At 74.2% G+C, this 18,666-nt stretch carries 16 protein-coding genes; 6 read left to right on the plus strand and 10 right to left on the minus strand.

The window, feature by feature from the left end:
• Positions 1-12: 12 nt before the first annotated feature.
• Positions 13-1,041: a 6-phosphofructokinase gene (locus tag QWJ41_RS10605; RefSeq protein WP_302708019.1), complete on the plus strand. Its 1,029-nt coding sequence runs from the start codon at positions 13-15 to the stop codon at positions 1,039-1,041.
• Positions 1,042-1,083: 42 nt separating this feature from the next.
• Here the strand turns inward: QWJ41_RS10605 and QWJ41_RS10610 are convergent, their stop codons facing one another.
• Together QWJ41_RS10610 and QWJ41_RS10615 are read right to left on the minus strand one after the other, a co-directional pair.
• Positions 1,084-2,631 (minus strand): MFS transporter, encoded by a 1,548-nt coding sequence (locus tag QWJ41_RS10610; RefSeq protein ID WP_302708021.1) that lies wholly within the window; start codon positions 2,629-2,631, stop codon positions 1,084-1,086.
• Positions 2,628-3,188 (minus strand): TetR/AcrR family transcriptional regulator, encoded by a 561-nt coding sequence (locus tag QWJ41_RS10615; protein ID WP_302708022.1) that lies wholly within the window; start codon positions 3,186-3,188, stop codon positions 2,628-2,630. The genes QWJ41_RS10610 and QWJ41_RS10615 overlap by 4 nt, the downstream gene beginning before the upstream one ends.
• Positions 3,189-3,384: 196 nt before the next feature.
• Between QWJ41_RS10615 and QWJ41_RS10620 the strand changes: the two genes are divergently transcribed.
• The 3 genes from QWJ41_RS10620 (at position 3,385) to QWJ41_RS10630 (ending at position 7,434) form a co-directional block, all read left to right on the plus strand.
• On the plus strand, positions 3,385-4,842 hold the full coding sequence (locus QWJ41_RS10620) for an APC family permease (protein ID WP_302708023.1): 1,458 nt from the start codon (positions 3,385-3,387) through the stop codon (positions 4,840-4,842).
• Positions 4,843-4,949: 107 nt separating this feature from the next.
• The gene (locus tag QWJ41_RS10625; RefSeq protein ID WP_302708025.1) at positions 4,950-6,299 is read left to right on the plus strand and encodes a class II 3-deoxy-7-phosphoheptulonate synthase; all 1,350 of its coding nucleotides are present in this window, start codon (positions 4,950-4,952) and stop codon (positions 6,297-6,299) included.
• Between the two features lie 130 nt (positions 6,300-6,429).
• Positions 6,430-7,434, plus strand: a complete 1,005-nt coding sequence (locus QWJ41_RS10630; RefSeq protein ID WP_302708027.1) for a threonine aldolase family protein — start codon at positions 6,430-6,432, stop codon at positions 7,432-7,434.
• Here the strand turns inward: QWJ41_RS10630 and QWJ41_RS10635 are convergent.
• From QWJ41_RS10635 to pknB, 8 genes are all read right to left on the minus strand, one after another.
• The gene (locus QWJ41_RS10635; RefSeq protein ID WP_302708029.1) at positions 7,421-9,067 is read right to left on the minus strand and encodes a LuxR family transcriptional regulator; all 1,647 of its coding nucleotides are present in this window, start codon (positions 9,065-9,067) and stop codon (positions 7,421-7,423) included. The two genes, QWJ41_RS10630 and QWJ41_RS10635, sit on opposite strands and share 14 nt — an antisense overlap.
• 34 nt (positions 9,068-9,101) lie before the next feature.
• A complete protein-coding gene (locus tag QWJ41_RS10640) occupies positions 9,102-10,214 on the minus strand; it encodes a flavin-containing monooxygenase (RefSeq protein ID WP_302708031.1) in 1,113 nt (370 codons plus the stop codon).
• Positions 10,215-10,332: 118 nt separating this feature from the next.
• A complete protein-coding gene (locus tag QWJ41_RS10645) occupies positions 10,333-11,265 on the minus strand; it encodes a zinc ribbon domain-containing protein (protein ID WP_302708032.1) in 933 nt (310 codons plus the stop codon).
• Between the two features lie 70 nt (positions 11,266-11,335).
• Positions 11,336-12,385 (minus strand): 3-deoxy-7-phosphoheptulonate synthase, encoded by a 1,050-nt coding sequence (aroF, locus tag QWJ41_RS10650; RefSeq protein ID WP_302708034.1) that lies wholly within the window; start codon positions 12,383-12,385, stop codon positions 11,336-11,338.
• Between the two features lie 72 nt (positions 12,386-12,457).
• Positions 12,458-13,438, minus strand: coding sequence for a DMT family transporter (locus tag QWJ41_RS10655; RefSeq protein WP_302708036.1), 981 nt, complete (start codon positions 13,436-13,438; stop codon positions 12,458-12,460).
• Positions 13,435-14,358, minus strand: coding sequence for a deoxyribonuclease IV (locus QWJ41_RS10660; protein WP_302708038.1), 924 nt, complete (start codon positions 14,356-14,358; stop codon positions 13,435-13,437). The genes QWJ41_RS10655 and QWJ41_RS10660 overlap by 4 nt, the downstream gene beginning before the upstream one ends.
• Before the next feature lie 58 nt (positions 14,359-14,416).
• Positions 14,417-15,457: a sensor histidine kinase gene (locus QWJ41_RS10665; RefSeq protein WP_302708040.1), complete on the minus strand. Its 1,041-nt coding sequence runs from the start codon at positions 15,455-15,457 to the stop codon at positions 14,417-14,419.
• 124 nt (positions 15,458-15,581) lie between these two features.
• Positions 15,582-17,651: a Stk1 family PASTA domain-containing Ser/Thr kinase gene (gene pknB, locus QWJ41_RS10670; protein ID WP_302708042.1), complete on the minus strand. Its 2,070-nt coding sequence runs from the start codon at positions 17,649-17,651 to the stop codon at positions 15,582-15,584.
• Between the two features lie 182 nt (positions 17,652-17,833).
• Here pknB and QWJ41_RS10675 point away from each other — a divergent pair, with 182 nt between their 5' ends.
• Complete coding sequence (locus QWJ41_RS10675) at positions 17,834-18,211, plus strand: Rv2175c family DNA-binding protein (protein ID WP_193670395.1); 378 nt, start codon at positions 17,834-17,836, stop codon at positions 18,209-18,211.
• 45 nt (positions 18,212-18,256) lie between these two features.
• On the plus strand, positions 18,257-18,666 hold a 410-nt coding region (locus QWJ41_RS10680; RefSeq protein WP_302708044.1), incomplete at its 3' end, for a hypothetical protein.

The following is an 18,666-nucleotide window of genomic DNA, read 5'->3' on the forward strand; positions in this document are numbered from 1 at the left end:
TAGGGTCGAGGCATGCGAGTCGGAGTCCTGACCGGAGGCGGGGACTGCCCCGGCCTCAACGCCGTGATCCGCGCCGTCGTGCGCCGTGGGGTGCGTGACCACGGGTTCGAGCTGATCGGCTACCGCGACGGGTGGAAGGGGCCGCTCGAGGGCCTGACCATGCCGCTGGGCATCGAGGAGTGCCGCGGCATCCTGCCCCGGGGCGGCACGATCCTGGGCTCCTCGCGCACCAACCCGTTCGCGATCGACGACGGGGTGGAGCGGATCCGGGCCAACCTGGCCGCCGACGGCGTCGACGCGCTCGTCGCGATCGGCGGCGAGGACACCCTGGGGGTCGCCACCAAGCTCGCCGACGCGGGCGTCTCGGTGGTGGGCGTGCCCAAGACCATCGACAACGACCTGTCGGGCACCGACTTCACGTTCGGCTTCGACACGGCCGTCAACATCGCCACCGAGGCCATCGACCGGCTGCACACCACCGCGGAGTCGCACCACCGGGTGCTGGTCGTCGAGGTGATGGGCCGCCACGCCGGCTGGATCGCCCTGCACTCCGGCATGGCCGGCGGCGCCAGCGCCATCCTGATCCCCGAGCAGCCCTTCGACATCGACGCGGTCTGCGACCACGTGCAGACCCGCTTCGGCAGCGAGTACGCCCCGATCATCGTGGTCTCCGAGGGCGCGGTGCCCAAGGACGGCGGCGACATGACGCTCTCGTCGGGCGAGAAGGACTCGTTCGGCCACGTGCGCCTCGGGGGCATCGGCGACCGGCTGGCCCACGAGATCGAGCAGCGCACCGGCAAGGAGGCCCGCGCGGTCGTGCTGGGCCACATCCAGCGCGGCGGCACCCCCACCGCCTTCGACCGCTGGCTGGCCACCCGCTTCGGCCTGCAGGCCGCCGACGCCGTCGCCGACGGCGACTTCGGCACCATGATGGCGCTGCGCGGCACCCGCATCGACCGGGTGCCGCTGCACGAGGGCACCGGCGAGCTCAAGACCGTCAGCCCCGCCGAGTACGCCGAGGCCGAGGTCTTCTTCGGCTGAGGCCGGGTGCCGGGACCGGGGGCGCCGGATGGGGGCCGCTCGTCAGTGCCCGGCGGAGACGTCGAGGTCGCGGGGCGCGAGCCGCGCCACGACGAGTGCCGCCACCAGCATCAGCACGCCACCGGCCAGGCCGGTGGCGGCCAGCGCCTCGGTGAAGGCCTCCTGTGCCGTGGCGAGCAGCCCGGCGCCGTCGGGCCCCGACCGGGCCGCGACCTCGGCGGCCCCGCCGACCGACTCGCGCGCGGCCGCCGCGTCGGCGGGCGACAGGGTGTCGAGACCGCCGGCCGGCAGCCCGGCCCGGTAGACCGCCGCGGCGAGGCTGCCCAGCACGGCCACGCCGAGCACAGCGCCGAGCTCGTAGCTGGACTCCTCGATCGCGGCCGCGCTGCCGACGTGGTCGGTGGGCGCCGCCGACATGATCACCGCCGAGGCGACCGCGAGCGAGGCGGTGCCCAGTCCCACGAGGCCCAGTCCGGCGGCGACGCCGGCGTACGGCAGGGGCTGGGGGAGGAGCCCGATGAGCGTGAAGCCGAGGCCGCCCGAGACCAGCCCGCCCACGAGCACCGCGCGGGCGCCGGTGCGTGCGGCCACGGCGGGTGCGAAGGGGCCGGCCAGCACCCCGGTGACCGCGGCCGGGAGCAGCGCGAGGCCCGAGCGCAGCGGCGACCAGCCCTGCACCAGCTGCAGCCACTGGCTGACCAGCAGGAAGAGCGCGGCCATCGCGATGCTGGTGACCAGCGCCGTGAGCACCCCGGCGCTGAAGCTGCGCTGGCCCAGCAGCCGCACCTCCAGCATCGGGTGGGCCAGGACCAGGTTGCGGCGGGCGAAGAGGACGAGCAGGGCGAGCGCGATCAGGAGCGCCGCGAGCGGCAACGCCTCGAGCCCGTCCTCGGCGAGCTGCTTGACGGCGTACACGAACCCGACCATGCCCAGCACCGAGAGGGCGACCGAAGCCGGGTCGAGCACCCCGGGGTCGGCCGAGCGGCTCTCGGGCAGGAGGAGCGCCGCGGCCACCAGGGCCAGCGCCATGACGGGGACGTTGACCAGGAAGGCGGCCGGCCAGCTCCAGTGCTCGAGGAGCACGCCGCCGGCGATCGGGCCCAGGGCGGCGCCCACGGCCGCGGTCGAGCCCCACACGCCGAGGGCGGTGGCCCGCTCGCGGGGGTCGGTGAAGAGGGTGCGCACCAGCGACAGCGTCGTCGGCATGATCATCGCCCCGCCGACGCCGAGCAGGGCACGGACCGCGATCAGGCCCAGCGGGCCGGTCACCACGAGAGCGCCCAGCGAGGCCAGGGCGAAGACGGCGAAGCCGGCCATCAGCATCCGGCGCCGCCCCCAGCGGTCGGCGAGCACGCTGGCGGTGACCAGCAGCCCGGCGAGCGCCAGCGGGTAGGCGTCGACCATCCAGAGCAGCTCGACCGAGCCGGGCTCGAGGTCGCGGGTGATGGAGGGCAGCGCCAGGTTGAGGATGGTCATGTCCATCACGACCACCAGCAGGCTGGCGCTGAGCACCGCGAGCCCGGCCCAGCGGCGGCGTCGGGAGAGCGGAGGACCGGTCGTCGGGGACGCCGGGGTGCGGGTGTGGCTCATCGCGCGGCCGCCCCGTCCAGGAAGGTGGACACCACGATGTCCTCGAGCTGACGCCGGGCGACGTCGCCGCCGCGCAGGGCGTTGCGCGAGCCGAGCATCAGGCCCCACACCGCGTGGCTGAGCCAGGCGGCGGGGAGGTCGGGGCGCAGCACGCCGGCCTGCTGCGCGGCCGCGTAGAGCGCGACGTCGAGACGCTCGAGGGCGGCGGCCCGCTCGACCAGCTCGGCCGAGTGGGACAGGAAGTGGTCGGTGAGGGCGAAGCCGAACTCCTCGGCGTCGACCACGCAGTCACGCAGGTGGGCCTCGACGCAGGCCCGCAGGCGGCCCGGGTCGCCCGAGTCGATGGCCGCCTGCTGCTCACAACGACGCTGGGAGGCCTCCCAGCTGTCCAGCGAGGCGCGGCCGATCTCGGTCAGGAGCGCCTCGCGGGTGGAGAAGTGCCGGTGCAGCGTCGCGCGGGCGATGCCCATCCGGGCGGCGAGGTCGCCGAGGCTGAGCGTCGGGTCCTCGTTGAGGTGGCGGCGGGCCGCGTCGCGGGCCTCGTCACGGGGGGTCATGAGCACTCCAGAAGACAGTCGTGTCGCAGATGAGACACAACTGTCTCACGCGGCGAATCGGCGGGCACATCCCGGTGCTGCACCGCGGTTTGAGCAGGCCCGGCGGGAGGCACATTCCCCCCATCAGGGCAGCGTCCCCCAGGGCGGCGACCGTGGGGTCGCGCACCGGTCCTGAGGAGCGAGGACCGGAGGACCCATGGCGACGCAGAGCACCACCGAGCAGGTGCACGACAGCGACCAGGGAGAGCTCAAGCGGGCCATCGGCCCCCGGCTGCTGCTCTTCTTCATCGTCGGCGACATCATCGGCGCCGGCGTCTTCGCCATCACCGGCGACGTGGCGGGCGAGGTCGGGGGTGTGGCCTGGGTGCCGTTCCTGGTCGCCTTCGCGGTGGCCGCGCTGACCGCGCTGTCCTACCTCGAGCTGGTCACCAAGCACCCGCGGGCCGCGGGCGCCGCGCTCTTCGTGCACAAGGCCTTCAACGTGCACTTCCTGACCTTCATCGTGGCCTTCGCCGTGGTCTGCTCCGGCATCACCAGCGCCTCGACGTCCTCGGGCCTGGTCGCCTCCAACCTGCTGCTCGGCCTCGACGGCCTCGTCGGCGGGGTGCCCACCGGCGACACCGCGACGCTGCTGGTGGCCCTGGGCTTCATGGTGCTGCTCGCGCTGGTCAACCTGCGCGGCGTCGGCGAGAGCGTGCGCTTCAACGTGGTGCTCACCTCGGTCGTGGTGCTCGCGCTCGGCGTCATCATCGCGATCGGCTTCTGGGCGATGGCCACCGACGGCGACGTCGGCCGGGTCGTGGTCTTCGAGTCGCCGGGGGAGAAGAACGTCTTCGCCGCCATCACCATCGCCACCACCGTGGCGTTCTTCGCCATGGTCGGCTTCGAGGACTCGGTCAACATGGTCGAGGAGGTCGAGGACCCCGGGCGCACCTTCCCCCGCGTGATGCTGACCGGGCTGGGCATCTGCGCGGTCATCTACGTGCTGGTGGCCATCACCGTGGTGGTGGTGATCCCACCGGGCGACATCACCGACCCGGTCAACCCCGAGGCCGGCATCCTGCTCGACGTCGTGCGGGTCGGCGCCCCGGGCCTGCCGATCGACGACATCTTCCCGTTCCTCACCGTCTTCGCAGTTGCCAACACCGCGCTGATCAACATGCTGATGGCCAGCCGGCTGATCTACGGCATGGGCAAGCAGGACGTCTTGCCGCGCTCGCTGTCGGCGGTGCTGCCGGGCCGCCGCTCGCCGTGGGCCGCGATCCTCTTCACCACCGCCCTCGCGCTGGGCCTGATCACCTACGTGCGGCTGCGCTCCGACAGCGACGTGGTGGTCGCGCTCGCCGGCACCACCGGCCTGCTGCTGCTGGCCGTCTTCACGGTCGTCAACATCGCCTGCCTGGTGCTGCGCCGCGACACCCGCACCGAGCCGGTCTTCCGCGCCCCGACCTGGGTGCCGTACGTCGGTGCCGCCACCGCGGCGTTCCTCGTGGGCCCCTGGGCGCGCAACGAGGACGACCACATCCAGTACTCCATCGCCGGTGTGCTGCTGCTGATCGGCGTGGCCCTGTGGGTGCTGACCTGGGCCACCAACCGCGGCATCCGCGCCCAGCGCACCGGGTTCCGCGACATCGACAGCCTCGAGGAGCAGTAGGGCCCCAGCGCCCGCTGCGTGGGCCGGCGGCGTGGGCTGGGGCACACCCCGTCCCACCCGCGGACGACGAATCGGAGGCCCACCCGCGCCGGACGTACTCTGGTCGGGTGAGCGCCATCCCCGACCTCGAGAGCCTGCACGCCCGCGGAGCGGCCCAGCAGCCGTCCTACCCCGACCGCGCGGCCGTCGACGCCGCCGTGACCAAGCTGCGCACCATGCCGCCGCTGGTCTTCGCCGGTGAGTGCGACGACCTGACCGACAAGATCGCCGCCGTCACCCGCGGCGAGGCGTTCCTGCTGCAGGGCGGCGACTGCGCCGAGACCTTCGCCGGCGTCACCGCCGACAACGTGCGCAACAAGCTGCGCGTGCTGCTGCAGATGGCGGTCGTGCTGACCTACGCCGGCTCCGTGCCGGTGGTCAAGGTCGGACGCCTGGCCGGCCAGTACGCCAAGCCGCGCTCCTCCGACAACGAGACCCGCACCGTCGACGGCCAGAGCGTCACGTTGCCGGCCTACCGCGGCGACGCGGTCAACGGCTTCGAGTTCACCCCCGAGTCGCGGGTGCCCGACCCGCAGCGCCTCGTCGACGTCTACAACGCCTCCGCGGCCACGCTCAACCTGGTGCGCGCCTTCGTCACCGGCGGCTACGCCGACCTGCGCCAGGTGCACACCTGGAACACCGACTTCGTGCGTTCCAGCCCGATCGGGCAGCGCTACGAGTCGATGGCCGCCGACATCGAGCGCGCGCTGACCTTCATGAAGGCCATCGGCGCCGACCCCGACGAGTTCCACCGCGTCGACTTCCACTCCAGCCACGAGGCGCTGGTGCTGGAGTACGAGCACGCGATGACCCGCATCGACTCGCGCACCGACGCGCCGTACGACGTCTCCGGGCACTTCGTGTGGATCGGCGAGCGCACCCGCCAGCTCGACGGCGCCCACGTCGAGCTGCTGAGCAAGATCCGCAACCCGATCGGCGTCAAGCTCGGCCCGACCACCTCGGCCGACGACGCGATCGCGCTGGCCGCCAAGCTCAACCCCGACAACATCCCGGGCCGGCTGACCTTCATCACCCGCTTCGGCGCGGGCAAGATCCGCGAGGGCCTGCCCGACCTGGTCGAGAAGGTCACCGCCGCGGGGCTGCAGGTCGCCTGGGTCTGCGACCCGATGCACGGCAACACCTTCGAGGCCTCCTCGGGCTACAAGACCCGCAAGTTCGAGGACGTCATCGACGAGCTGCAGGGCTTCTTCGACGTGCACCGCGCGCTGGGCACCTGGCCCGGCGGCATCCACATCGAGCTGACCGGCGACGACGTCACCGAGTGCGTCGGCGGCGGCGAGGAGCTCGCCGAGATCGACCTCGGCAACCGCTACGAGTCGGTCTGCGACCCGCGCCTGAACCGGGTGCAGTCGCTCGAGACCGCGTTCCTCGTCGCGGAGATGCTCAGAAAGGCCTGAGGCAGCAGCCCGCGAGCTCGCGAGCGGGCTGCGTGGGCCGAAGGGGTCGAGCGAGCCCCGTCCGCGCGAGCCTGCGAGCGCGGACGACGGGCGTGTCGAGACACCAGTCGGTGCGCGTTAGGTTCCACCCATGATCGACCTGCGCTCCGACACCCTGACCAAGCCCACCGAGTCGATGCGCGCCGCGATGGCGCGCGCCGAGGTCGGCGACGACGTGTACGGCGAGGACCCGACCGTGCTCGACCTCGAGGAGCACGTCGCGGGCCTGCTGGGCCACGAGGCGGCGCTGTTCACCCCCACCGGGTCGATGGCCAACGTGCTGGCGGTGCGGGCCCTGGTCGAGCCGGGCCAGGAGGTGCTCTGCGAGGCCTCCGCCCACATCGCGCGCGCCGAGCTCGGCGCCCACGGCGCGATCAGCGGGGTCACCATGCGCACCTGGCTGCACCCGCGCGGCCAGCTCGACCTCGACGTGGTCGAGCACATGCTGGCCCCCGACATGGGGCCCTTCTTCGTGCGCACCGCGGCGGTCTCGGTCGAGAACACCCACAACTTCGCCGGCGGCACCGTGCTGCCGATCGGCGACCTGCGCGACCTGCGCGAGCTCGCCGACGGCGCCGGGATCGCAGTGCACGTCGACGGCGCCCGGCTGTGGAACACGCACGTGGCCACCGGCACGCCGCTGGCCGAGTACGGCGCGGTCGCGGACACGATGGCGGTCTGCCTCTCGAAGGGCCTCGGCGCACCGGTCGGCTCGTTGATGGTCGGCTCCGCCGACGCGATCGCCGAGGCGCGGGTGCGTCGCAAGCGGATGGGCGGCGGGATGCGCCAGGTGGGCATCCTGGCCGCGGCCGGTCGGCACGCGCTGGACCACCACCTCGACCGCCTGGCCGATGACCACGAGCACGCCGCCCTGCTGGCCGAGGCTTGCGGCGTCGACCCGGCCGGGGTCGACACCAACATCGTGGTGGTGCCGCACGACGACGCCCCCGGCTTCGTGGCACGCGCCGCCGAGGCCGGCGTACGCGTCTCTGCGGTGGGGCCGCGCACCGTGCGCCTGGTCACCCACCTCGGCGTCGACCGCGACGCGGCCGAGCGCGCGGCCGTGGTGCTGGGCAAGCTGCTCACGTCCGCGTAGGCGACTCCTGCACCAGCTCGTGCTCGAAGGCGAAGGCGGCCGCGGCGGTGCGTGAGGACACGTCGAGCTTGGCGAAGATGTTGCTCAGGTGCCGGGCCACCGTCTTCTCGCTGAGCACGAGCGAGCTCGCGATCCGGGCGTTGCTCTGGCCGGCCGCCACCAGCCGCAGCACCTCCACCTCGCGGGCGGTCAGTCCGGCGGGGAGCACGCCCGGGCCCAGCAACCGGTCGACCTCCCGGAGTGCCGGGGCCGCCCCGAGCTCGGCGAAGGTGCGCCGCGCCGCCTCGAGCTCGGCGCGCGCCGTTGCCTGGTCGCCCATCGAGTCCAGCGCCTGCGCCAGCCGGACCCGCACGCGCGCCACCTCGTAGGAGCAGCCCAGGCCGGCCCAGGCCGAGCGTGCCTTGCGCAGGTAGGGCAGCGCCCCAGCGGGGTCGCCGCGGGCCAGCTCGGTGGCGCCGTGGGCGGCGGCCGCCGCGGCCAGCAGACCCGCACAGCCGAAGTCGGCGGCGAGAGCGTCGAGCTCGTCGACCAGCTCGTCGGCCGTCGGCTGCTCGTCGCAGGCCAGCAGGACCTCGACGGCAGACGGCAGCAGCCGTGCGCGCTGCACCGGGCCCGACGTCTCGTCCAGCAGCCGTTCCACGGCCGAGCGGGCCGCAGCGGTGCGGCCCAGCGACACCCACAGCAGGGCCAGTCCCGGCTGCGGCTCGTGGCCGTGGTCGGCGGCGCGCTCGTAGGCTGCCTCCGCGGCGGCGTGCTCACCCCGCAGCCGGCGCACCTCGCCGGCCTCGTAGGCCGCCAGCCCGATGGCGTCGGGGGAGTGCTCCTGCTCGTAGCGGCGCGCCGCCAGCGCGAGCTCCTCGAGCGCCCCGGACCAGTCCCCACGCAGGCGCATCAGCTGGCCCCGGTGCACCGCACACTGCCCGGTGAAGGCCAACAGGCCCGGCTGCCGCGCACACCACTGCTCCAGGGCCGCGGTCCACTCCGCCATGCGAGCCACGTCGCCGACCTCCTGGCAGCCCTCGATGGCGGTGCAGTAGACGTGCCCCGCGAAGACGGGTGAGGTCTCCTCGGCCACGACACGCACCATCGCCTCGTCGAGTAGTGCCAGGCCCAGCGGGACACGACCGGTGTACATGGCGATCCGGCCTCGGGCGCAGGTCGCCATGGCGAGCAGGTCCTGGTCGTGGTGCAGGCGTCCGGCAGCGGCGGCGCGGTCGGCGCAGGCTGCCGCCTCGGGAACGGCTCCGGCGCCCAGCGCTGCGAACATCCTCAGCAGGGCCACCCAGCCGCGCTCGACCGCGTCGTCGTCGAGGCCCGCGACGAGCTCCTCGGCGCGCGCTGCCCACCCGGCCGAGAGGGCCTGCTGTCCGTGGGTCGCGGTGGTCATAGCCAGGCGGAACGCCCGGCGCACGGCGTGCGGCAGGTCCCCGGCTCCTTGCGCCCGCGTGAAGGCGTGCTGGAGGGCCGCGACGCACTCGACGTGGCGCCCGAGCAGTCCGGCGGCGGTCGCCAGGTCGTCGAGCTCCTGGGACGACAGGGTCGTGGGCTCGACGGTCGACCACCCCGTGAAGGCCGTGACCCAGTCGCCGCGCGCGTAGGCGGCGCGAGCCTGCTCGAGACCGGTCACTGCCATCGGTGGCACCCCTCCTTCTCGAGGGTACGACCGGTCAGGCGGCGTCGGCGACCCCTGCGCGGCTGTGCGCCAGTGCGTCGTCGCGGGCTGCGACCCGCGAGGCGACGTAGGCGGTGTCGCGGTCGACACCGGCCAGCAGCATCGAGGTGAAGGAGAACTGGAAGGACAGGCCGCAGAAGAAGAGCCCCGGCGCGTCCGGGCAGACCCCGCGCACCTCGCGCGGCCATCCGTCCTCGCCGATCACCGGCAGGTGTATCCAGCCGAAGGCTTGCTCGAAGCCGGTCGCCCAGACGACGTTGCTGACCTCGCGAGGCGTCGCGTCGACCACGGGCAGGCCGTCGTGGACCTCCTCGACGCGCGAGGTCACCCGTTCGACGCCCCTCGCTGCGAGATCGGCTCGCTTGACCCGCAGCATCGGCCCGCCGTGGTGACGCACGTGCTCCATCGCCTTGCGGCCCATCGGCGTACGCCGGTTCAGCAGGTGGTTCCACACCCGCAGCAGCAACGGGAAGAGCACGTGCATGGCGCGAGAGTCCAGACGGGGCGGGATCTGCCCGCAGTCACGTCCGGCCAGGATCGTCGGATGGTCCTCGGCGACCTCGTACGCGATGTCGCTGCCCGAGTGGCTGGCGCCGACCACCAGCACCGGCCCCGCCCGGAGCTGGCTGGGACGCCGGTACTCGCTGGAGTGCAGCTGGAGGATCCGGGGGTCCAGCCGGTCGGCGATCGCGGGACGGAACGGCGTGCGTCCGAAGGTGCCGGTGGCCACGACCACGTTGTCGCAGTGGTGCTCGCCGGCGTCGGTGGTCACCGCGTAGCCCTCGCCGTCGGGCTCGACCGCCAGCACGCGGGTGCGCAGCCGGACGGGGAGGTCGAAGATCCGCGCGTAGGACTCCAGGTAGTCGGCCACCTGGTCCTTGGTGGGGTAGGACCACCGCGGTGCGGGGAAGGGCAGGCCGGGGAGTCCGTCGTACTGGGCGGCCGAGTAGAGCCGCAGCGAGTCCCACTGGTGTCGCCAGCCGTCGCCCACGCGCTCGGCGGCATCGAGGACGACGCAGCGGTGCCCTCGCTGCTGGAGGTGGTAGGCGGTGGCGAGGCCGGACTGGCCGGCGCCGATGATCACCGTCTCGATCTGGTTGCTGGTCATGGCTGCTCCCGATGTGTGAGGAGTCCCGACGCTACGAGTCCTCGCGGGCGTCCTGCATCGGTCGGACCACCCATCCGCCGGACGCTCGATGGGTGCATCTGTCCATCGAGCGGACGCGTCACTCGCGGAGCCCCTCGAGCACCACGTCGCTGATCGCGGTGGTGTCGCGCGCCGCCGGGCCCGAGCCGGGCTCGGTGACCGACTCGACGCGCAGGCGCACCGTGTCGGTGGTGACGGCGCCGACGTCGATGACCTGCGGCTCACGGGTCTGCGACAGCTCCTGGCGCACCGGGGGAGCGTCGCCGAGCAGCCAGGTCACGGCGGTGACCCGGCGTCCGCCGGTGTAGAGGTCGTAGGTGGTGCCGTCGGCGACCGACGTCTTCGCGTAGCCGTTGACCAGCCCGACCGAGGTCAGCGTGACCGGGGAGTCGAAGCGGAGCACCAGCTCGGTGCCGACCGCTGCGCCGGCCACCCGCCAGGCGGTGGCGGGGTCGTCGTCGAGCAGGTTCGCCGGGGCGTACGTCGTGGTCTCGCCGGTGGCGATGTCGACGCTGTCGTCGTCCTGGGCGGGTGCGAAGGCCTCGGCCAGGTCGAGCAGCGAGCGGGGCTCGGCGTCCCCGCCGGCCTCGGGCGCGGCCGCCGTGGGGCCACCGTCGCGGCCGCCCAGCCAGGCGGCGCCGCCGACGGCGAGCAGGGCCACGAGCAGCAGGACCAGCGCCAGGAGCGGACCCCGGCGCCGGGGCCGGGCTGCGGGGGCGGGTGGCGGCGGGGGAGCCGCGGGCACGGGCGGCAGAGCCGTCTCGGTCGGCTGGTGCCACGAGCCGGGCGGCGGGTGCGCGGACCGGTGCGTGGGCTCGTGCGTGGGCTCGTGCGTGGGCTCGGGCGTGGGCTCGGGGTCGACGTAGAGCGGGTAGCGCGCCGGGCCCGGCTGCTGTCCGGCAGGCGGCGGCGCCTCCACCTCGGGGGCGTCGGCCCGGCGGTGCCCGCAGCTCGTGCAGTAGCGCCCCACGTCGAGCAGGGCGGCTCCGCAGGCGGTGCAGTACGCCGTCACGTCCCTCCCCAGGGTGCCGCGGGCCCCTCCCGTGCGGCGCGACCCAGCCTAGCCAGCGACCCCAGGCCGCTCAGGTGGTGCGGATCCGCTCCGACGCGTCGATGCGGCCCAGCACCGGCGGCAGGCGGCGCACCGCCGACGCGAGCTCGCGCAGCTCGGTGCCCAGCAGCGCCTGCGGGCCGTCGCAGAGCGCGGTCTCGGGGTCGGGGTGCACGTCGACGATGACGCCGTCGGCGCCGGCCGCGATGGAGGCCCGCGACAGCGGCACCACCAGGTCCTTGCGCCCGGCGGCGTGCGAGGGGTCGGTGATCACCGGCAGGTGGCTGGTGGCCTGCACCACCGGCACCGCGGAGATGTCCAGGGTGTTGCGGGTGGCCGGCTCGAAGGTGCGGATGCCCCGCTCGCACAGCACGATGTCGAGGTTGCCGCGCTGGGCGACGTACTCGGCCGCCATCAGCCACTCCTCGATCGTCGCGGTCATGCCGCGCTTGAGCAGCACCGGCTTGCCGGCGTCGCCGACGGCCTGCAGCAGCCCGAAGTTGGCCATGTTGCGGGTGCCGACCTGCAGCATGTCGGCGTGCTCGGCGACCACGGCCACGTCGCGGGCGTCGACGACCTCGGTGACCACGGGCATCCCGGTGGCCTCGCGGACGTCGGCGAGGATCTCGAGGCCGCGCACCCCCAGGCCCTGGAAGGCGTACGGCGACGTGCGCGGCTTGAAGGCTCCGCCGCGCAGGATCGTGGCGCCCGCGGAGGCGGCCATCTGCGCCGCCTCGAGGGTCTGGGCCGGCGTCTCGACGGCGCACGGCCCGGCCAGGAACGTGAAGGTGTCGGGGCCGATCGGGACCTGGCGTCCGGGCGGGCCGACCCAGACCGTCGAGCGGTGCGGGTGGTGCTGGCGGCTGACCAGCTTGTAGGGGTCGGAGATGCGGTGCACGTCGGCGACGCCGCGCAGGGTGCGCAGGTTGAGGTGGTGGAAGGACTCGATGTCGCCGACCAGCCCGATGATCGTGCGCAGCACGCCCTTGCTGACGAACGCCTCGCCGCCGACGCCCTCGACCCTCTCGACGACCCGGGCGACGTCCTCGTCGGTGGCGTCGGGGGACATGACGACGACCATGGGAGGAGGGTAGGCGCGGGTGCGGGGCCCGGCGCCGGGCTTCCAGTCCGCGAGACCCGCGTCACGTGCCGGCTACACCGCCAGGTGGGTGACCTGGCCCTCGATCGGACCGTCGTCGGGGCTGGGACGTGGGCCGGGCGGGTGCTGGCTGCGCGGTGGGCGCAGCTCGACGACCAGCATCGCGGTGAGCACCATCAGGCCACCGCCCAGCATCCGGGCGGTCGTCGCCTCGCCGCCCAGCCACACCGCGAACGTGGCCGCGAAGACGGGCTCCATGCTCATGATCAGCGCCGTGCGGGTGGGCGGCAGGTGCGCCTGTGCCCAGGTCTGGGCCAGCATCGCCAGCGCGCCGGCGACCAGTGCCATGTAGACCACCGACGCCCAGTCGGCACGGCTGCTCGGCAGCACGATGCCGTCGGGGGCGGTGGCCAGGGTGCAGACCAGCGCGATCACCCCGATCTGCAGGATCGCCATCCCCAGCGCCTGGCGCGCGTCCGACCAGGCCCCCAGGCCCACGATGTGCAGCGCGTAGAGGAGCGCGGAGACGAAGGTGATCGCCTCGCCGTAGCCGACCGAGAACCCGTCGAGGCTCAGCACCGCCAGGCCCGCTGTGGCCAGGGCCACCGCCGCCCACGTGGTGCGCCCGATGCGGGTGCGCAGCAGCACGGCGGCCAGCAGCGGGGTGACGACGACGTACATGCCGGTGATGAAGCCCGACACGCTGGCCGGGGTGTGCGCCAGCCCGGCGGTCTGCAGGATCTGGGCCAGGCCGTAGACGAGGCCGAGCACCGCGGCGTGGCGCCGCGAGCGGGCGCTGAGCCGCGACAGGGCGCGCGGGGCCACCACCACCATCGCCACCGTCGCCACGGCGAAGCGCACCGCCAGGAAGTCGAGGGTGGGCACCCGCTCGAGCAGGTCCTTGATCAGGAAGAAGGTGCTGCCCCAGCTGGCGGTCATCGCCAGCAGCGCGAGGGTCGCCAGCACCGAGGTACGACGCCCGACGGTCGCCGTCCCGTTGCCCGTGCCGGTGCCCGTCGTGGTGCCTGTGGTCACCGTGCCACGCCGTGGGCCTCGGCGCGCAGGCGCTTGAGCAGGGGGATGTCGGCGTTGTCGTCGTCGCGCGAGCCGGGCGTCTCGAGCACGAACGGCACCCCCTCGGTCGCCGGGTGGGCGAAGAGCTCGTTGAACGCGGCGGTGCCGACGTGGCCCTCGCCGATCCGCTCGTGGCGGTCCTTGAAGGCGCCGCGCACGTCCTTGGAGTCGTTGGCGTGCACCAGCCGCAGCCGGCCCGGCCCGCCGATCTCGACGAGACGGTCGAGGGTGGCCGTGGCCCCGCCCGGCTCGTCGAGCGGGGCACCGGCCGCGAAGACGTGGCAGGTGTCGAGGCAGATCCCGGCGCGCGGGTGGTGGTCGAGCGCGTCGAGGTACGCCGCCAGGTCCTCGACGCCGGCGCACAGCGAGCGGCCCTGGCCCGCGGTCGGCTCGAGCAGCAGCCAGGGGGCGTCGTCGCCCAGGGTCTCCAGCAGCGGCAGCAGCCCCTCGCGCACCTGGCCCAGGGCTGCCGCGTGGCGCTCGGCGGCACCGGCCGGGTCGCCCTGCGGCTCGACGTACGAGCCGGTGTGCACCACGACCCCCTCGGCGCCGATCTCGGCGGCGCGGCGCAGGTTGTGGGCCACGACGGCGACGCTGTTGTCGTAGGTGCTCGGCGTCGGCGAGCCGAGGTTGACCAGGTAGGGGGAGTGGATGAACGTGCGGATGCCGCGCTCGGCCGTCGCGGTGCGGAAGGCCTCGTCGTCGGCCGGGCGGCCCGGGCTCAGCGCCCAGCCGCGCGGGTTGCCCACGAAGACCTGCAGGGTCTCGCAGCCCAGCCGCTCGGCGTCGGCCAGGGCCCCGGCCGCCAGGCCCTTGCCGACCAGGACGTGGGTGCCGACGGGGTTGCGCCGCGCGAGCGCAGCGGCGTCGAGGGTGCTCACGCGAGCACGCTAGGGAGCGCGGCGGGGGCGCTGCCAATCGGCGCCGACGTGCCGGGCCTCACACGGTGTGCAGGGGGTGGCCGTCCTCGGTGCGCTGCGGAGCGTGGTCCACGGGCCCGGCCACGGCCTTCCCTGCGGCGGGCCGGGTGGTGGGCTGGGCGGACTCGTCTCCGGCCCGCACCAGGGTGAGCACGAAGCAGCACCCCACGGGCGTCGGCTCGAGGTGCAGCTCGCCTCCCATGTCGCGCGCCAGCTCGCGCGAGATGTGCAGGCCGAGCCCGGTGCTGAGCACGTGCCCGCCGTGCACGCCCCGCTCGAAGACCGTCGGAGCCAGCGCGGGGCTGATGCCGGGGCCGTCGTCGTGGACCCGCAGCTCGAGGACGTCGCCGACCACGCTGGTGGACACCCGCACCTCGGCGCCCGGCGCGTGCCGCATGGCGTTGACCAGCAGGTTGCCCAGCACCGTCGACAGGTCGCCCGGCGAGCCGAGCGCCCGTCCGGCGACCTCGTCGGTGCGCACCCGCAGACCGGCGACCTGGCGGGTCAGGGCGACGTCGCGCACCACCTCGCGCACGTCGAAGGCGACCCAGTCGGAGCACCGGTCGGAGCCCTGGTCGGAGCCCCGCTGCCGCAGCAGCTGCTCGAGGTGGTCGACCTCGCGCAGCGCCGCCGACTGCAGCCGGTGGGCCAGGTCGCGGTCGAGCTCGTCGGCGTACCGGTCGAGGGTCGACAGCGCCGACCGCAGCGCCCCCAGCGCGCTGCGGGTGTCGTGCTCGACCTCCTCGGCCCGCGCCTCGCGCCGGGCCCCGGCGCTGGCCGTCTCGACGAGGGCCGCCTCGAGCTCGGCACGCTGCTCGTCGACCAGACGGAGCATCCGGGCGGCCGCGCCGTGCACGAGCAGACCGACGGCCAGCACCAGCAGCAGGGTGCTCCCCAGCACGAGGGGGTCGACGAGGCGCGGGTCACGGCCCAGTGCCTCGGGCAGGAGGCCCACCGACACCGCCACGGCCGCAGCCACCCCACCGACCGCGACCACCGTGTGCGTGTCGTGCCACCCCCCGGTGCCCGCTGCGGTGCTCGCTCTCCCGTGTCGACGCATCGTCGCCCCCTCGTGCTGCCCCTCCCCAGGGGTTGCGGACCCCGAGCCCGCGACATCGAGTGTGCTACCCGATCGGTCAAAGTAAAATGACCCACCGGGGCTACCTGGGCATGGTCAGAAGTGACTAGATGAGGTAGAGCGTGATCGTCGAGCCCTTGGGGACCATCTCGCCGGCCCCGGGGTCGGTGCGGAAGACGAAACCCAGGCCGAGGTAGTCGGAGATGTTCTCCACGCGCACGACGAAGCCGAGCGACTCCAGCTCGGCCCGCGCGGCATCGACGCCCTGGGCCTTCACGCCGGGCACCTCGACCAGCTCGGGGCCCTTCGAGACGGTGAGGGTGACGGTGTCGCCCTTGAACAACGTGCCGCTGCCCGGCTCCTGGGAGACCACGTCACCGGCGGGCACGCTGTCGGAGAAGACGTCCTCGTTGCGCTGGACGACCAGGCCCTTGCGCTCGAGCGTGCGCTGCGCCTCGTCGGCCGGCTCCCCGACCCAGTCGCCGACGTTGATCGGGCGCCGGCCCTTGCTGACCACGAGGTCGACGGCCGCGCCGGGACGCAGCTCCTTGCCGGCGACCGGGGTGCTGCGCACCACCTGGTCGTCGGGCACCGACTCGGAGAACTTCTCGCGCACCCGTCCGAGCTCGAGGTCCACCTCGGCCAGGGCGGCCTCGGCCTCCTCGAGGGTGCGTCCGGCCATCTCGGGCACGGGGTACAGCTCGACCCCCAGGCTCAGCACGATCGTGACCTCGTCGCCCGTCAGGGCCCGGCTGCCGGCGCCAGGGTCGGCGCTGACCACCCGGCCCTCGGGCACCCGGTTGCTGTAGACGGCCTCGCCGACGACGACGTCGAAACCGGCGTCCTCGAGCTCGGCGACCGCCGAGGCGCGGCCCTGCTCCAGGACGCTGGGCACGGTCGAGTAGCGGGCCCAGCCGTACCACCAGGCGCCCAGGCCGAGGGTCGTGGCGATCACCACGGCGAGCAGCACCAGCAGCGGTCCGCGCCAGCGCCGGCCCCGCCGGCCGGGTCGGGACGGCGGGGCCGGTGCCGCCGCGGCAGCCCGGTCCTGGCCGTTCGCCCGGGGCGCGGACGGGCCGGCCGACGCGGACGCCGCCGCCGGCACGCCGGCGCGCAGCAGCGACGTCGGCTCGTGGTCGGCACCCGCGGGCACCGGGCCCGTCGTGCCGGTGTCCTCGCGGACGGGCTCCTCGACGACGGGCACGCCGGTGTCGGGGTGCAGCAGCAGCGGCGCCAGGTCCTGGGTGAGCTCGGGGTCCTCGCGCACGCCCTCCGCGAGCGCGTGCGCCACGCGGTGTACGTGGTGCAGCAGCACGCCGGCGTCGGCGGGGCGCAGCCCGCGGTCGCGCGCGGTGGCCCGGGCGACCAGCGCGTCGACGTACCCGGGGAGGCCGGGCTCCAGCAGCGAGGGCGGGGAGACGTCCTCGTGCACGTGCTTGTAGGCGACCTGGATCGGGCTCTCGCCCTCGTGCGGCTTGGCGCCGGTGAGCAGCTCGTAGAGCAGCACGCCCACGGCGTAGACGTCGGCGCGGGCGTCGCTGATGCCCTGCGAGACCAGCTCGGGGGCCAGGTAGGAGACGGTGCCGATCAGCACGCCGCCGGTCGCGGTGTGCTGGGTGTCGGTGCCCACGGCCTTGGCCAGGCCGAAGTCGGCGACCTTGACCCGGCCGTCGTCGGCGATCAGCACGTTCTCGGGCTTCACGTCGCGGTGCACGATGCCCGAGCGGTGCGCCGCGGCCAGCGCGGAGACGACCGGCTCGACGAGCGCCAGCGCCCGGGCCGGCGACATCGGCGCCTCCTTGACGATGACGTCGCGCAGCGTGTGGCCGGCGATGAGCTCCATGGCCAGGAAGACCGTGCCGTCGTCGTCGCCCTGGTCGAAGACGGCCACCACGTTGGGGTGCGAGAGCCGGGCCGCGGCCCGCGCCTCGCGCACGAAGCGCGCGGCGAACTCCTCGTCGTCGCCGAGGCCGACGTGCATCACCTTGACGGCCACCACGCGGTCCAGGCGCAGGTCGGTGGCCTCGTAGACGCTGGCCATGCCGCCGCGCGCGATGCGCGACCCGATGCGGTAGCGGCCGTCGAGCAGCCGGCCGGTCATGGGGTCGGCGGAGCCACCGGACGTGCCCTGGCGGGCAGGCCGGACGACCTCGTGCGGCTGCCGGTCTGGCGGCACAGCGACCTCCTGCGGGGCCGGACGGGGAAGGTTCCGGCCGCTCCATCGTAGGCGTGAGGCGGGCTCTGACCGGGCACCGGCGACCCCCAGGCGGGTCGCCGGGGCCGCCCCGAGGGGCGCTCGGGGGCCGCCCTGGGGCCGCTCGGTTGGTCGGGCCTGGTGCGGGGTGGGACCATGGAGCCATGAGCGAGACTTCCCTGGCCGAGCACGACCTGGCCGCCCTGGTCGACGACTGGATCGACTGGGCTGAGGCCGCGCGCCGGCTCGAGGTCAGCGTCGGCAAGGTCCGCACGATGATCCGCACCCACGAGCTGGCTGCCGCGGTGCCGGTGCCGGGCGAGGGCCAGAAGATCCCCGCCCTGTTCATCGACGAGGAGGAGCGGCTGCCGGTCAAGGGCCTGCCCGGTCTGCTGACCGTGCTCCACGACGGCCGCTACGACGACCGCGAGTGCATCGCGTGGCTGTTCCTCGACCAGGCGCTGCCCGGCCGGCCGATCGACGCGCTGCGCGAGAACCGCGGCTCCGAGGTCAAGCGCCGCGCCCAGGCGATGGCGCTCTAGCCGGACCCACCTCGACCAACCCAGGACCGACCAGGAGCTGACGCCGTGGTCTACCGGATCTCTCCCGAGAACGTCCGGCCCCCGCGCGGGGGTCCTTCGGGCGCGCTCGCCATGGTGCTGGTGCTGGCGGTGGTCGTGGGCATCTGGCTGCTGGCCGGGCGCGACCCCGGCAGCTCGACCTTCGGCGGCCAGGATCCCGACCAGCGCACCGCGCCCGCGGGCGAGGTCGCGCCGAACGACCCGGTCAGCGGCCTGCCCTACGTCTCGCCCGTCGACCTGCCGCTGCGGGTCATCGACCTGCTGGCCGACGTCGACACCGGCGCCAACCTGCCCGGCGGGGTGACCCGGCGTCCCCTGCCCAACACCACCGGGGTCCTGCCCGTGCAGGCCAGCAGCCGCTACTACATCGAGTACGACGTCGGCGGCGGCGCGCTGCTGGTCACCGGCTCGCGCGG

It is taken from the genome of Nocardioides cremeus, assembly GCF_030518195.1.
GTDB classification, from domain to species: Bacteria; Actinomycetota; Actinomycetes; order Propionibacteriales; family Nocardioidaceae; genus Nocardioides; species Nocardioides cremeus.